The sequence below is a fragment of the Aeromonas sp. 603079 genome (assembly GCF_049172135.1).
Classification (GTDB): Bacteria; Pseudomonadota; Gammaproteobacteria; order Enterobacterales; family Aeromonadaceae; genus Aeromonas; species Aeromonas veronii.
Genome location: NZ_JAAKPX010000007.1, coordinates 169449 through 184431, shown reverse-complemented (window position 1 = coordinate 184431; position 14983 = coordinate 169449). Strand labels below are relative to the sequence as shown.

Annotated in this window: 9 protein-coding genes; 4 read left to right on the top strand and 5 right to left on the bottom strand. The window is 60.9% G+C overall.

Going from position 1 to position 14983, the window contains the following annotated elements:
* Positions 1–15: 15 nt before the first annotated feature.
* Together ptsI and crr are read left to right on the top strand one after the other, a co-directional pair.
* Positions 16–1743: a phosphoenolpyruvate-protein phosphotransferase PtsI gene (ptsI, locus tag G5287_RS07145; protein ID WP_216953166.1), complete on the top strand. Its 1728-nt coding sequence runs from the start codon at positions 16–18 to the stop codon at positions 1741–1743.
* Between the two features lie 44 nt (positions 1744–1787).
* Positions 1788–2297 (top strand): PTS glucose transporter subunit IIA, encoded by a 510-nt coding sequence (crr, locus tag G5287_RS07140; RefSeq protein ID WP_216953167.1) that lies wholly within the window; start codon positions 1788–1790, stop codon positions 2295–2297.
* A 99-nt stretch (positions 2298–2396) separates the two neighbouring features.
* Here crr and G5287_RS07135 read toward each other — a convergent pair whose 3' ends face one another.
* The 3 genes from G5287_RS07135 to pykF all read right to left on the bottom strand — a co-directional run bounded on the left by G5287_RS07135 (position 2397) and on the right by pykF (position 8404).
* Positions 2397–3329 (bottom strand): GGDEF domain-containing protein, encoded by a 933-nt coding sequence (locus tag G5287_RS07135; RefSeq protein WP_227342250.1) that lies wholly within the window; start codon positions 3327–3329, stop codon positions 2397–2399.
* A 182-nt stretch (positions 3330–3511) separates the two neighbouring features.
* On the bottom strand, positions 3512–6841 hold the full coding sequence (gene mscK / locus G5287_RS07130) for a mechanosensitive channel MscK (RefSeq protein WP_421231089.1): 3330 nt from the start codon (positions 6839–6841) through the stop codon (positions 3512–3514).
* A gap of 150 nt (positions 6842–6991) precedes the next feature.
* A complete protein-coding gene (pykF, locus tag G5287_RS07125) occupies positions 6992–8404 on the bottom strand; it encodes a pyruvate kinase PykF (protein WP_031227651.1) in 1413 nt (470 codons plus the stop codon).
* 308 nt (positions 8405–8712) lie between these two features.
* On the opposite strand from pykF, the gene G5287_RS07120 reads away from it, so the two are divergent.
* Positions 8713–8955, top strand: coding sequence for a hypothetical protein (locus G5287_RS07120; protein ID WP_227342253.1), 243 nt, complete (start codon positions 8713–8715; stop codon positions 8953–8955).
* A gap of 167 nt (positions 8956–9122) precedes the next feature.
* On the top strand, positions 9123–9887 hold the full coding sequence (locus G5287_RS07115) for a DODA-type extradiol aromatic ring-opening family dioxygenase (RefSeq protein ID WP_421231088.1): 765 nt from the start codon (positions 9123–9125) through the stop codon (positions 9885–9887).
* Between the two features lie 72 nt (positions 9888–9959).
* On the opposite strand, the gene G5287_RS07110 is transcribed toward G5287_RS07115, so the two are convergent.
* Both G5287_RS07110 and G5287_RS07105 read right to left on the bottom strand, forming a co-directional pair.
* Entirely contained in the window at positions 9960–13718 is a 3759-nt protein-coding gene (locus G5287_RS07110) for an AAA family ATPase (protein WP_421231087.1), read from the bottom strand.
* Positions 13715–14941, bottom strand: a complete 1227-nt coding sequence (locus G5287_RS07105; RefSeq protein ID WP_421231086.1) for an exonuclease SbcCD subunit D C-terminal domain-containing protein — start codon at positions 14939–14941, stop codon at positions 13715–13717. The genes G5287_RS07110 and G5287_RS07105 overlap by 4 nt, the downstream gene beginning before the upstream one ends.
* Positions 14942–14983: the final 42 nt, after the last annotated feature.

Sequence of the window (14983 nt, the reverse complement as noted above, 5' to 3'; positions counted from 1 at the left end):
TTAATAGGAAGGATTATGATATCTGGCATTCTTGCGTCCCCCGGTATCGCATTCGGTAAGGCGCTTCTTCTTAAAGAAGATGAAATCGTTATCAATCAGGGCAAAATCTCTGCTGATCAGATTGATGGCGAGATCAACCGTTTCCTCGAAGCTCGTACCAAGTCAGCTGCCCAGCTGGAAGCCATCAAAGAGATGGCCGGTCGCACCTTCGGTGAGGAAAAAGAGGCCATCTTCGAAGGCCACATCATGTTGCTCGAAGATGAGGAGCTGGAAGGGGATATCAAATCCTTCATCAAAGAGAACAAGGCATCCGCCGACAAAGCCATCTATGAGGTGATCGAGCAGTACGCCAAGATGATGGCCGAGCTGGATGACCCCTATCTGCGCGAGCGCGCTACCGACTTCCGTGACATCGGTACCCGTCTGGTGAAGAACGTGCTGGGCATCGCCGTTGTCAACCTGAGCACCATCGACGAAGAGGTGATCCTGGTCGCCAAAGACCTGACCCCGTCTGAAACCGCTCAGATCAACCTGAAATATGTGCTGGGTTTCGTCACCGATATCGGTGGCCGTACCTCTCACACCTCCATCATGGCCCGCTCCCTGGAGCTGCCGGCCGTGGTAGGCACCAACGACATCACCGAGCGCGTCAAGAACGGTGACATGCTGGTGCTGGATGCGATCAATAACCAGATCATCATCAATCCGACCGCTGAACAGCTGAACGAAGCCAAGAAGTTCCAGGCTCAGTTCCAGGCCGAGAAAGATGAGCTGGCCAAGCTGAAAGATCTGCCTGCCATCACGCTGGATGGTCACCAGGTCGAAGTGTGCGCCAACATCGGTACCGTCAAGGATACCGAAGGTGCCATCCGCAATGGCGCCGAAGGCGTGGGTCTGTACCGTACCGAGTTCCTGTTCATGGACCGTGACGCGCTGCCGACCGAAGACGAGCAGTTCAAAGCCTACAAAGAAGTGGCCGAAGCGATGCCGGATCAGCCGATCATCGTGCGTACCATGGACATTGGCGGCGACAAAGAGCTGCCGTACATGAATTTCCCGAAAGAGATGAACCCCTTCCTGGGCTGGCGTGCCGTGCGTATTTTCTTCGACCGCGAAGACATCATGCACGCTCAGCTGCGGGCCATTCTGCGTGCGTCTGCCTTCGGCAAACTGCGCATCATGTTCCCGATGATCATCTCTGTCGAAGAGTTCCGTAGCCTGAAAGCTACCGTGGAGACGCTGAAAGCCGAACTGCGTGCTGAAGGCAAAGCCTTTGATGAATCCATCGAAGTGGGTATCATGATCGAGACCCCGGCCGCTGCCGTGATGGCTCATCATCTGGCCAAGGAAGTGGATTTCTTCAGTATCGGTACCAACGACCTGACCCAGTACACCCTGGCTGTCGATCGCGGTAACGAGATGATCTCCGCTATGTACAACCCGCTGTCACCCTCCGTCCTGACCCTGATCAAGATGGTTATCGATGCGTCCCACGCCGAAGGCAAGTGGACCGGTATGTGTGGTGAACTGGCTGGTGACGAGCGCGCCACCCTGCTGCTGCTGGGTATGGGTCTGGATGAGTTCTCCATGAGCGCCATCTCTGTACCGCGTATCAAGAAGCTTATCCGCAACACCAGCTTCGAAGATGTGAAGGCAATGGCTGACCAGGCATTGAGCTTTGCCACCGCTGCTGAAATCGAAGCGTGCGTAGATAACTTTATCAAGCAGAAGGCAGTCTGCTAAGATCGGCTGCAAACAGCGACAAATCATCTCTAGGAGCTTTTACTATGGGTCTGTTCGACAAACTGAAGAAACTGGTGTCCGACGATAGCGCTGATACCGGCGGCATCGAAATCTTCGCTCCGCTGTCTGGCGAAATCGTGCCGATCGAAGATGTGCCTGACGTTGTCTTCGCCGAGAAGATCGTGGGTGACGGTATCGCCATCAAGCCGGCTGGCAACAAGATGGTTGCTCCGTGCGATGGCACCATCGGAAAAATCTTCGAGACCAACCATGCGTTCTCTCTGGAGTCCGACTCTGGTATCGAGCTGTTCGTTCACTTCGGTATCGACACCGTTGAACTGAAAGGCGAAGGCTTCAAGCGTATCGCTCAGGAAGGCCAGCAGGTCAAGCGCGGTGATACCATCATCGAATTCGATCTGGCCGTTCTGGAAGCAAAAGCCAAATCTACCCTGACTCCGGTGGTCATCTCCAACATGGACGAGATCAAAGAGCTGGTGAAGATGACTGGTGCCGTGACTGTGGGCGAGACTCCGGTTATCCGCATCAAGAAGTAATGGTCGGCTGGCCTATGCCAGTTGCCGCAGTAAAAAACCGAAGCCTGGTGCTTCGGTTTTTTTATGGTTGCGTGCGAGCTTCCCTTTCTGGCTATCAGGCTATTGTGCCGAGATGACCACCCGGTTACGTCCCTGCTCCTTCGCCTGATAAAGGGCCCGGTCTGCCATCATCAGCAGATAGTCGATGCTCTCCTGACCCTTCATGCTGGCACACCCCAGACTGATGGTTAGCGCGATCTGTTTTCCTTGCCATGGCAAGCGGGTGGTACTGACATGCTGGCGCAGTTGTTCGGCGCGCCGTGCTGCCTGTTCAATGCTGCAGTCTGGCAGGATCAGCAGGAACTCCTCCCCGCCCCAACGGGCCAAACTCTCCCCCGGCAACAGCTGGCCCGCCATGGCGTGGGCGACGGCGCAGAGCGCGGCATCGCCCGCAGGGTGGCCGTAGCGGTCATTGACCTGCTTGAAATGATCGATATCTCCCAGTACTACCGAGAGGGGCTGGCCCTGCAACCAGAGAGCCTGCAGCTGTTGCTGTGCGCCACGCCGGTTGGTCAGTTCGGTGAGGGGATCGGTGCAGGAGAGGCGGCTCACCTCTTCTACCATGCATTGCAGGTCGTGGATATCGCGAAAGGTGACGATATGGCTATCCGGGATGGCATCTGCCCCCAGCTGGGCAGTGACGATAAACCAGCGCGACTGACCGCTCTTGCAGCGGATCAGCGCAGGCATTTCGGCGACCTCCAGCCCATGGTGCAGGCTCTGCTCTATCTGGTTATGCCAGGCCTGAATTACCGAGTTGCGATAGCTCTCATCGGGATAGGCGAGGTGAAACCAACTCTCCATGTCCGGCAGATCCTGCAGCTCATAGCCCAGCTGTTCGCGAAAGGCCCTGTTGAGGAAGAGATGGCGACGCAGGGGGATCCGGTCGAGTGACATATGACCCTGGCTGGCTGTCGACTCGGACACCAGGATTGGGAGCGGGATCACATCAAAGGAGCGAAACAGAATGTGCTCTAGTTGTTGGTCATCCATGGGCGAAAACGCGGCTCCCTGCTCTCCCGTTCGTCAGCCTACATTAGGTGAGAGACCGCAGCGGGTAAACTCATTTATCACTCTCCGGTGGTTGCCTGAGGGGACGATCGTAGCAACGGGAACATAAAAAAGCCGCTCACCTGGGTGAGCGGCTGTTGTCATCAGATCAGTGCAGTTCGCTATCAGGCTGGCTGCTTGCCATCTTCCGCGGGAGGTGGCAGAGCGGCGGAGTTGGACTCCACCTTCTGCTCTTCGCCCTGCATGTTCTTGATGTAGACATCCATCTGGTTGAAGGCGATCTCGATGCCGTTCTCGCGGAACAGCTGGTCGATCTTGCGGTTCAACTCGTCTACCGCCGGGTTGCGATCACCCAGTTCGCTCACGAAGAAGCGCAGCTCGTGATCCAGAGTGCTGGCGCCAAAGGTGAGGAAGTAGACGATGGGGGCTGGGTCTTTCAGCACCCGGCTGTTTTCGTCGGCCGCCTGTTTGAGCAGGGTGCGGGTCAGCTCCAGATCCGAGCCGTACGCCACGCCCACCCGCACGATCACCCGGGTGACGGTGTCACTCAGCGACCAGTTGATGAGCCGTTCTGTCATCAGCTGCTGGTTGGGGATGATCACCTCTTTGCGGTCGAAGTCGGTCAGGGTGGTGGCGCGAATGCGGATCCGCGAGACGGTACCGGAGAAGGAGCCGATGGTGACGGTGTCACCGATCCGCACCGGACGCTCGAACAGGATGATGATGCCGGAGACGAAGTTGGAGAGGATCTCCTTCATGCCGAAACCGATACCGACTGACAGACCACCCGCTACCCACTGCAGCTTGTCCCACTGCACGCCCATCATGGAGAGAGCGGTGAGGGAGCCAAAGCCGATCAGTACGTAGTTGAGCATGGTGGTGATGGCGTAGGCGGTCCCCTGAGCCAGGTTGAGCTTGGAGAGCACCAGCACCTCCAGCAAGCCCGGCAGGTTGCGCGCCAGTGACCAGGCACCGCCGAGCAGCAGGAAGCCGATCAGCACGTCACTCAGGCTGATGGGGAACAGCACGGCGTTGGCGCCAGTGCCTTCGCTGCGGTGCCACAGCACCATGCTGTCGAGGTAGGAGAAGACCGCGACCAGATCGGACCAGAGCCAGTAGAAGGCGACGCCGAAGATCAGCATCAGCACGGTACGGGTCAGACGCAGGGACTGCTGGCTGACATCCTCCAGATCCATGGGCTGCTCTTCGATGGATTCGCCCCCTTCCGCATCTTCCGAAGATTTGTGCTCACGCTTGGCCACCGCACGGCGGTAGGCCAGACGACGTGCTGCCAGCTCCAGACCACGCAGGGCGGTGCGGTAGACCAGGCTCCAGATGATGATGAGGTAGAAGGATTCGATCAGGCGACCGGTGAGCTTCAGCGCGGTGTAGTAGTAACCGAGCACCGCCAGCACGATCAGCGCCACCGGCGCCAGCGCCAGGGCGATGGCGATCAGCGACTTCTGCATGCTCGCCTCGCCCTTGATGCGGGCGCGGGAGATGGGGAACACCAGATAGGCGGCCAGCCCCAGCAGGGTCAGGGTCATAGCCTGACCGATCACGTCGTTGCCCAGGGTGGAGGGTTCAACCACCGCCTTGGTTGCGAGCATGATGAGCGGCAGCAGTGGCAACCAGATGTAGCGCATGCTGTTGCGCTTGGCCTGCAGCTCCGCTTTCGGGATCCGGAAGTGGGTTTCGGCGATGCCACCCGGGCGCATCACCGCCAGATAGACGCTGAACACCAGATAGCCGAGGGCGAGGTTCAGGGTGATTTGGAACATCAGCTTGGGACTGAGCAGACCGCAGTAGGTGAGCAGCAGACCGCCAGCGAGAATGAACATGCTGCCCGGCAGGCGTTGCAGCACGGTATAGAGCAGGGCGCGCGGGGTGTGCCACTGGCTGTCCTGACGGAAACGGCCAAGGTCCTTGGTGATCTTCTTCTCGCGCTCAACCAGCGCCGGACGTTTCCAGACCAGCAGGCCGCCGATCAGCAGCAGCGGGAAGGCGAGCAGGGCGATCCCCAGCAGCTCTTCGCGCCAGCGTTTCCAGTCCGGTTTCAATACCCAGTCGGAGGCCTGTTTGTAGGCCTGGGCGGGCCAGCTGATAAACCACTTGCTGTCGATGGGCTTGTTGCTGCTTACCCAGAAGATGTGTTGCTGCAGGGTAAATTCGATAGAGGCATAGACCCGCGCCAGCTGCTGCTGGGTCAGCTGCAGGCTGATGGCGTTGGTGAGCTGGCTGTCGAGCTGGCGGTTGAGCTGATCGAGCAGATTGATGCGGGTGTCGAGCAGCTTGGCAAGGCTCTCTTTGTCCTCCTCGCTCACCGGATCCTTGCTGCCGGCGATCAGATTGTCCAGATAGAGGTTCTTCTGGAACAGCTGGTCACGCTGCTGGCTCAGTTCAAACTGGGCCAGATGGAGATCGGCGATCTGCTCTTCCAGGTTTTTGACGGCGATGGTGGGGGCCGCCTCCAGCTGCTGATAGAGCTGATAGAGGATGCGCGACAGCAGCAGATTGCCCTTGAGCATCTGCACCTGTTCATTGAGGTTGCGCTCGGTCTGGATGCCGCGCTCCAGCCAGCTCTTGGCTTGCAGGTTTTTCTGGACCAGCGAGTTGAGGCTGGTAGTGGCACCGATCAGCTGCTGGCTGAGCTGGTGGTTGAGCTCCTGCTCTTTTTGCACCAGCGGGCTGTCTTCGGTCGCCACCAGTTCACCGGTCTGCTCGGCGGTTTTTTCGGTGTCGCCGAGGCGCTTGGCGCTGCTCTGATCCTGCAACAGCTGCAGTTTCTGCTCTTCGCTGGCGAGACGGGCGCTCTGGTAGTCGCGCTGCTTGATCGCCAGATCCTGCATGCTGGTACGGTTATCCAGCTCCTTTTGCAGGTGGGCCAGTTGCAGGTCGAGCAGGGCCAGCTCGGCACCGAGCTTCATCTTCTCGGCGCTGGAGACGCTTTCACCTGCGTTGAGGCGGCTGCGGATCTCCTGACTGCGCTGGTAGGCACGGCTCATGCTGGCCTGGGCTCGCTCCGGCAGTGTCTGCAAGCTGGTGAGCTGGCTGCCGATGGCGCCGAGGGCCTCCTGGGCCGCCTGCATGTTGGCCAGCACTTCCGGCTGACGGCTGTCGAGTTCTGCCAGACTCATGCTGGCGTATTCGCTCTTGATCTGCTCTGCACTTTTGCCCTTGGTCAGGGCATCGAGCTTGGCGCTGATCTCTCTGAGTTCGGTGGGCAGGTTGCGGATCCGCTGGGCCTGGGTCTTGGCCTTCGCCTCCTCCTTGTCGATGTTGTCGAGCAGGCCGAGGGTTTCGGTCAGCAACTTCTGATCTGCTTGCTGACTGACGGTCAGGGTCTCTGATTTACCCAGACCATCCAGCGCTCGCTGAACTGCGTTGCGAGAGGGGACATCTTGCGCCATGGCTTGCGGGACGCAGAGGCTGGCGAGGAGACAGAGCAGCGGCAACAGGGTGGCCGAGACTCTTTTAAAACGTATTGAGGGCATATAACTTCCGGGTTATTACGCGATATTCGGGAGATTTCCCGCATAGATTAAATTCGCGTGGATTCTAACACCGGGCTTGTCAGGTAAGCAGGGGGGAGGGACAAAAAAAACGGCGCCCGCAGGCGCCGTTTTCAACTCGTTCAGCTCTGATTAAAGAACGTGAACAGAAGCGGTGTTGGTGGTGCCGCTCGGTACCAGAGCACCGGAGACCATCACAACCACGTCACCTTTCAGACCCATGCCGATTTCCAGCGCGGCTTCTTTACCGATGCGATAGAAATCGTCGGTAGAGGCGATGCTGTCAACCACGTGAGCAACCACACCCTTGGTCAGAACCAGCTGGGCAGCAGTTTTCTTGTTGGTGGTGATAGCCAGGATCCAGGCTTTCGGGAAGTACTTGCGAATGGCCTTGGCAGATTTGCCGCCTTCGGTAGCAACCACGATCAGCGGGGCGTCCAGCTTCTCGGAGGTCTCTACGGCGCCTTTACATACGGCTTCGGTGATGCGCAGCTTGTTGCTGTCGTTTGCAGCAGACAGGTTGGACGGCATCACGGCATCGGTACGCTCGCAGATGGTGGCCATGATGGTCACGGCTTCCAGCGGGTACTTACCCTTGGCGGATTCACCGGACAGCATGACTGCGTCGGTACCGTCCAGGATGGCGTTGGCCACGTCACCAGCTTCGGCGCGGGTCGGACGCGGGTTCTTGATCATGGAGTCCAGCATCTGGGTGGCAGTGATAACCACTTTGCGGGCTTTGTTGCACTTGGCGATGATCATCTTCTGGGCGAAGATAACTTCTTCAACCGGGATCTCTACACCCATGTCGCCACGAGCAACCATGATGCCGTCGGAAACAGCCAGGATCTCGTCGAAGTTGTCCAGACCTTCCTGGTTTTCGATCTTGGAGATGATCTGGATGTTCTCGCCACCGTGGGCTTTCAGGTGCTCACGGATTTCCAGAACGTCTTCTTTCTTGCGGATGAAAGAAGCAGCAACGAAATCAACGCCTTGCTCGCAACCGAAGATCAGGTCGCGCTTGTCTTTCTCGGCCAGGGCCGGCAGCTTGATGGAGACGCCCGGCAGGTTAACGCCTTTGTTCTCGCCCAGGTCACCGTTGTTCAGCACTTTACAGATAACTTCGCGCTCGGTGATTTCGATAACGTCCAGACCGATCAGGCCGTCATCAACCAGAATGCGGTTGCCGACGCGCAGATCGTTGGCGAAACCTGCATAGGTCACAGCCACTTTGTCTTTGTTGCCAACCACGGTCTGGTCGGTGGTGAAGGTGAAAGTCTGGCCAGCGACCAGCGCGACGTCGTTGCCGCCTTCCAGCTTCATGGTACGGATTTCCGGACCCTTGGTGTCCAGCAGGATAGCTGCGTGCTTGCCGGTCTCGGCCATTACAGCGCGCAGGTTGCTGATGCGGCTGCCGTGCTCGGCGTAGTCACCGTGGGAGAAGTTCAGGCGCATGACGTTCATGCCGGCGTCCAGCATTTTGGCCAGCATTTCTTTGGATTCGGTCTTCGGACCGATGGTGCAGACAATTTTGGTCTTTTTCATGTCAATCTTCATGGTTAAGGAATTTCCGCCGAGCAATATACACCAGTTTTTGGAATCTTTTTATGATCCAGAAACAACGTTTTGACCAGATAACGTTTTCTTTTCAGGGATAACGTTTTCCTGTGAGTCACATTTTAGAGCATACGGCCACAGGTTCGGGCTGAAGGGATACAAATGTTGCCATCTGTGGTTGTTTGGCCGGGTTGAGGTTCAGATGTTGTAAAATGACCACCCGTCCGCTGTCACCGTCTTGTCACCGGCTTGCGCAAAAATGTTAGTTCATTGGCGCACGGGTGAAGGAGGCCGAGATGAAAAACAGCCATGAAACCGGATGGGCTCTGCTCTTGCTGGGCGCCGCCCTGCTGCTGGTTCAGACACTGCCAGCCCGCTACTGGCCTGATAATGCGCGACTGCTGGCGATTTTCTCCCATCCGGTGAAAGGGGAGGTGGCCGCCGAGGGATTGGCGTGGCGAGAGTGGCAGGATCACAGTGCAGCGACCCGGATGGCGCTTCGCGCAGTCCGACTGCAGCCGGAAGCGTCGCAGCCTTGATATCTATTGCTGCTTACCGGTCGTGAAAGCGTGAAATTATCAACCATTGGTTGATAGTTCTTATCTATCTTGCTGGATTGTCCACCTTTCATGGCGGGAGGATAATCGATTCCAACAGCGATATCCCCTCCGGTATCGCCCCCTGATACTTTGTTGGAGTCTGCTTTATGTCCCTCGCCCCTGTCTGGTTTATCTCCCACGGCGCACCGGATCTGGTGCTGCGTGAGCAACCCGCCACCCGCTTTCTGCGAACCCTGCGTCTGGGTGAGCTCAAGGGGCTGGTGGTCATCTCCGCCCACTGGTTCAGCCGCGAGCTACAGATCAACGTCGAGCCCAAACCGGCCTTGATGTACGACTTCTATGGCTTCCCCGAGCCCCTCTACCGGATGCGCTGGCCTGCCAGCAGCCCCGAGTGGCTGCAACAAGGGGTGAGCGACCAGCTGGCACTGGCCGGACTGACCGCCACCCCGGTGCGGCGCGAGCTGGATCACGGGGTCTGGTCGCCGCTCTCCCTGATCGACCCAAACAGCGAGATCCCGCTGGTGCAGATCTCCATTCCCGCCAGCTTCACCCCGGCCCAGTTGTGGCAGTTGGGAGAGGTATTGGGGGCGCTGCGCAGTCAGGGAATTGGCATCCTCGCCTCTGGCGCCATCACCCACAACCTGCGGGCGCTGGCACCGGAAGGCTCGCCAGTGCCGGAGTGGGCCAGCCAGTTTGTCGACTGGCTGGAGCAGAAGATGGTCGAAGAGGATCGGCTGGCGCTGCTCAACTATCGCCAGCAGGCTCCCGGTGCGGTGGAGTCCCATCCCCACGACGACCACCTGCGCCCACTCTTTGTGGCGTTGGGGGCCGCTGATGGTGTGGCGCCCACCCGGCTGCACGAGAGCTGGGATGGCGGCAGCCTCTATATGGGCGCCTACCGCTTCGGTTGATTGCCTCTCAACAAGACCCCGCCAATTGGCGGGGTCTTGTTATTTACGGTGTGGGGGGTGAGCCGAAGGCTCTCAGGGAACCACTACCCGGCTCTCGCCGCCGCCGAGAGCTTCGACCCTGATCTGCACGCCAATCCGCTCCACCAGCGTCTGGACGTGGGAGATGACCCCGATCTGGCGACCGGCGGCTTGGAGGGAGTCGAGGCTGGCGAGCGCCAGATCCAGACTGTCCGGATCCAGGGTGCCAAACCCTTCGTCAATAAACAGCGACTCGACCTGGGTCTGCCGTGACGAGAGGCTGGAGAGGGCCAGCGCCAGCGCCAGCGATACCAGGAAACTCTCGCCACCGGAGAGGGAGTCCACCGAACGCACCTCGTCCCCCATGTCGAGATCCACCACTTGTAGCGCCAGATCGGTGCCGGGTACCCGCTCCAGCCGGTAGCGGGGCGATAGCTCGGCGAGCTGGGCGTTGGCCTCCAGCAGCAGACGCTCGAGGGTGAGGCTCTGGGCGAACGTGCGGAACTTGGCGCCGTTGGCCTGCCCAATCAGATCGCACAGCTGCTGCCAGTGGTCGGCCACCGCCTGCTGGGCGGCCAGCTCCTGTTGCAGGCTGCCCGCCTTGAGGGCTGCGGCTTCGGCCTGTGCCAGTTTGCTCTTGCACTCGAACAGCTGCTCTTCAAGGGCGCGACAGCGGGCATCGAGTGCCGCCAGTTGATCGCTCAGCTCTGCATCCGGCAGGGCAGCCAGCTCGGGGTGATGCTCGCGATAGCGATCCCGCTTGCTCTCCTCCAGTGCCAGCGCCCGTTGCCGCTCGGCAAGGCGGGTGCGCGCCTCGCCAAGGGCATCTTCCAACCCTTGCAGGGCAGAGCGGCGAGCCTTGAGTTCATCGGGGCTGATGGCGAGCAGGCGGCGAAGGTCGTACTCGGCAATGCCAAGGGTGCTGGCGTGGGCGGCCCAGCGGCCTAGCACCTCCCGCTTGCGGCGGCTGCTGGTCTGCTTTTCCTGCTCCACATGGGTGAGACGGGTCTTGAGCTCGGTCTGCCGCTCGCGCAGGGCGCGGGCGCTCTGTTGCATCGCCTCCAGTTCGCTGGCGAGCTGCTGCAGTCGTTGCTGCCAGCGGCTCTCGACCTGCGGGATCTCCTCGCCATTCAGACAGGCGGCGCGGCTGGTGAGCAGCCCCTGCCGTTGCTGTTCGTGCTCCTTGTAGTCCCGCTCGAGTTTGTGCAGCAGCTCGCGCTGGGTCTGCAGGCGTGCCTCCTGCGCACTCAGGGCGGGGGTGAGGCTGGCGATCTCGCTGGCCAGACGCTCCCACTCGCTCTGGCCGTGCAGCCAGGCTTCGCAGGCTCGCTGCCACTCGTGCCACTGCTGGCTGCCGAGCCATTGGCGCCAGGGTTGGCCAGCCATCTGCTCATCGAGACGGTTGCCCCCCTGTTCGAGGCGCTGGCGCAGGGTCGCCTCCTGCTCGCCCATTGCCTTCACTTCTCCTTCCAGCGCGATGCGCTGGCGGTCGGCCTCTTGCCACTGCTGGTCAAACTGCTGGTGCTGGGCAGCCAGTTGGCTCAGTTGTTGACGCACCCCTTGCAGCTGTTGTTGGCCAAGCTGGGCCTGACGCAGCTGCTGCTGGCTCTGGGCCAACCCTTGCTCCAGCGCCTGACCACGGCCAAGCAGGGTGCTCATCAGCTCGTTCCACTCAATGGGGCTCTGGCGCAGCGGCAGCGGATGGCCCAGCAGGGTATCGCCCCCCAGCTGTTGCCAGCGCTGGGTCAGCTGCTCGGCGCGGGTTTCCAGCTCCGGCAGATGTTGCTGACGCACCGCCAGCTGGCGGGCCAGCTCCTGACGCTCGCTCTCGCACTGAATGTACTGATGGTTGAGCCGCTCCCACTCCAGCTCCAGACTGCGGGTCCGTTCCGCCAGTTGACCAAGAATGCCAGCCACCTGTGGCTGGCTCTGGCTGTAGGGGTGCTCCCCGGAACCGCACAGCGGGCAAGGTTCGCCATCGCTCAGGATATGGCGATACTGCTCGAAGCTGGCGATGGCGCGGGACTGCTCCAGCGCGTGGCGCGCTTCATCCCGCTGCAGGGCGAGCCGCTCGCGGGCGGGGGCCAGCTCTTCGCCAAGGGTGGCGAGCTTGCCCAGCGCTTGCTCCAGCTGGGCAATCTCCTGCTGCAAGCGGCCATGCTGTTCGCCGTGGTTGCGGCCATAATCGGCCAGCTCCAGCAGCTGGCGCAGCTGACCCAGCTGTTCGGTTTGCTGCTGCCACTGCTCCTGCGCCTTGGCGAGGCGGCTCTCCCACTGCTGCTCCTGCAGCTCGTTCTGTTGCTGTTGCAGCCGAGCTTGTTCATGTTGCCAGTAGTCGCGCTCTTGCTGGCCTTGCTCCAGCTGGCGCTGCAACTGTTGCAGGGCGCGCAGCTTGTGATCCCGCAGGGTGAGCAGCTGTTGTAACTTGTCGGCATCCTCGGCCCAATCTTGCATGGCGGTGAGCAGGGGTTGCCACTGACGGGCCACCGGTGCCAGCTCCTTATGCTCTTCGAGCCAAAGGCCCCACTGCTGGTGCTGCTGCTTGAGCAGTTCTACCTGTCGGCTCTGCTCGCGCCAGCCCTGCTCCAGCGTGAGTTGCACTTCTCGCTCCTGTGCCCCCTCCTGCTGGATCTTCTGCAACTGCTGCACTTTTTCCCGGATGCGGGTATCGAGCTCCTGCGCCCGCTTGAGTTCGGGTTGCAGGGCACCCCATTCCCGCTCGGCGGCGATCTTCTCCGCCAGCAACTGCTGTTCGGTCAGCGCGCTCTGCTGGGTCTGCTCCTCGAGTTTGGCCAGCTCAGGCCCCAGCTCGGCGATCACCTTCTCCTGCTGCTGTACCTCAAGGGTGAGGCGGGCCAGCTCGTCGTGATCGGCGCGGGCCACCTGGGCCTGTTCGGCACGGGCAAACTCCTCGCGCTCGGGGGCCGCGGCGCCGTGGGCCTGCAGGGCGGCATCGAGCGCCGCCTGTCCCTCGGCGCAGCCCTGCAGCTGGGCTGCAATGCGACTGTTGAGGTCGCGCAAGTCCTGCATCAGCTGCTGCTGTTGCTGCTCGTGCTTGAGGGTGGTGGAGAGGCTCACCTGCTGGCTTACCCACTGTTCGCGGGTCGTTTCATCCATCAGCGCCACGTCGCCGAGGCGCTGGGCGATGGTGGCCAGCTTCTGCTGCTCTTCCCGCGCCCGTTCATAGGTCTGGATGGAGATGGCAGAGTAGAGTTCGGTGCCGGTCATCCGTTCGAGCAGGGCGGAGCGCTCGTTGGCATCCGATTTGAGAAAGGCGGCAAATTCCCCCTGCGGCAGGATCACCGCGCGGCGGAACTGCTCCCAGGAGAGACCCACCAGCTCGTCGATGCGATCCTGCAGCTCCCGCTTGCTGCCGGAGAAAACCTGCCCCGACGCCACATCGGTCAGGGTGCGCTCCTGCGCCTGAAAGCGCCCTTCCGAGCGGTTGCGTGCCCGGCGCACCGCCCAACGGGCCAGCCAGATGCGGCCATCGCAGCCACGAAACTGCACCTCGGCAAAGCCGCTGGCGTGACCGCGGCTGAGGATATTTTTAACGTCATTCGCTGTTAATTTTTCTTTTTCGTCTTCATCGGCACGACCAATTTTTTCGACATTCTGACGCATTCCCATCAAACGCGGCATCCTGTCGTAGAGGGCCAGACAAATGGCGTCGAGCAGGGTGCTCTTGCCGGCGCCGGTGTTGCCGGTGATGGCAAACAGACCGGCGGCGCCGAGCGCCCCCTTGGTAAAGTCGATGGTGAAGGGGCCGGTCAGACTGGCCAGATTCTCACCTGACAGAGACAAGATTTTCATTGGTTTGACTCCTTCACCTGCTCCAGGATCTCTTCAAACGAGGCGACCAGCTCGGCTTCGGGCTCCCCCTCGAACTGGCGCTGATAGCAGAGGCGAAACACCTCGGTGGGAGAGAGCTCATCGAGCCTGCGCCGCTCGCGACCATCGGCCAGCCCTTCGCCCGAGCCCTGATACTGGGTGCTGATGCGGGCCAGACGCACCGGCTTGTCTGCGATGGCCGCCAGAATACGCTCGCGGATGCGGGCTTCTGGCTTGGGCAGCAGCAGCCGTACTTCGAGGAAGGGCTGTGCTTCTTGTGGACAATCAGGCAGCTCGAGCGATGCGATGGCTTTGAGTGCGTCGTCGAGGCTGCTCTGGGGCAGGCGGATCATCTCCACCGCGCGGGGTACCGGGATCCGCTCCAGCCCGGCCAGTTTCCCCTCTGAAAAGGTCACTTCCAGCACCTGATGGTTGTAGTTGGCTTCGGCCAGCGAAAGCGGCAGCGGCGAGCCGCTGTAGTGCACCCCCTCGGCCGGGCTCTGGGCCAGATGGAGGTGACCGAGCGCCGTGTAGTCGGCACCGGCAAAGAGTTCGGCAGGCAGTGCGTGTTGGTTGCCGCCGAGCACCCGCCGCTCCGACAGCTCCGAGAGCTGGCCCGCCGCCAGATAGGCATGGCCCATGGCGATGAGCGGCAGACCCTCCCCGCAGCGGGCGCGCCCTTCGGCCAGCACCTCGGCATAGACCTGCCGTACCCCTTCGATCAGCCGGTCCTGCCCTTCTTCCAACGGCTCCACCCGCAGATCGCTGCTGCGCAGGAACGGCACGGCGGCGCACCAGGCGGCAATGTTGCCCTCCTTGTCTTGCAGCGGTACCAGCAGGCGGTCGGCCTCGAGCTTGCCCTCACTGTCGCGACTGATGCTGCCCACCAGATGCAGATCAAAGGCCCGCAGCAGCTCGTGGGGGGCATCGAGCTTGGAGGGAGAGTCGTGGTTGCCGCCGATCAGCACCATGTTGAGGTGGGGCATCTCGGCGCGCAGCCGCGCCAGAAAACGGTAGAGTTGTTGCCAGGCGCTGGCGGGGGGATTGGCGGTATCAAACAGATCGCCCGCCACCAGCAGGGCGTCGATCTCGCGCGCCTTGAGGGTGCCGCTCAGCCAGTCGAGAAAGGCATCGTGTTCAAAACGGCGGTCATGGCCATGAAGTTGATGGCCAAGGTGCCAGTCGGCGGTATGGAGGATTTTCATTGGAAAGCAGCCCGGTTGCAGGGATGGTGCCCGCGGCACCCG

What these genes read in the sequence shown, in the direction of transcription:
- G5287_RS07120 (WP_227342253.1), top strand. Translation starts at nt 8,713, where the DNA reads ATGAAAAACAGCCATGAAACCGGATGGGCTCTGCTCTTGCTGGGCGCC.
- crr (WP_216953167.1), top strand. Translation starts at nt 1,788, where the DNA reads ATGGGTCTGTTCGACAAACTGAAGAAACTGGTGTCCGACGATAGCGCT.
- G5287_RS07105 (WP_421231086.1), bottom strand. Translation starts at nt 14,941, where the DNA reads ATGAAAATCCTCCATACCGCCGACTGGCACCTTGGCCATCAACTTCAT.
- mscK (WP_421231089.1), bottom strand. Translation starts at nt 6,841, where the DNA reads ATGCCCTCAATACGTTTTAAAAGAGTCTCGGCCACCCTGTTGCCGCTG.
- pykF (WP_031227651.1), bottom strand. Translation starts at nt 8,404, where the DNA reads ATGAAAAAGACCAAAATTGTCTGCACCATCGGTCCGAAGACCGAATCC.
- G5287_RS07115 (WP_421231088.1), top strand. Translation starts at nt 9,123, where the DNA reads ATGTCCCTCGCCCCTGTCTGGTTTATCTCCCACGGCGCACCGGATCTG.
- ptsI (WP_216953166.1), top strand. Translation starts at nt 16, where the DNA reads ATGATATCTGGCATTCTTGCGTCCCCCGGTATCGCATTCGGTAAGGCG.
- G5287_RS07135 (WP_227342250.1), bottom strand. Translation starts at nt 3,329, where the DNA reads ATGGATGACCAACAACTAGAGCACATTCTGTTTCGCTCCTTTGATGTG.
- G5287_RS07110 (WP_421231087.1), bottom strand. Translation starts at nt 13,718, where the DNA reads ATGAAAATCTTGTCTCTGTCAGGTGAGAATCTGGCCAGTCTGACCGGC.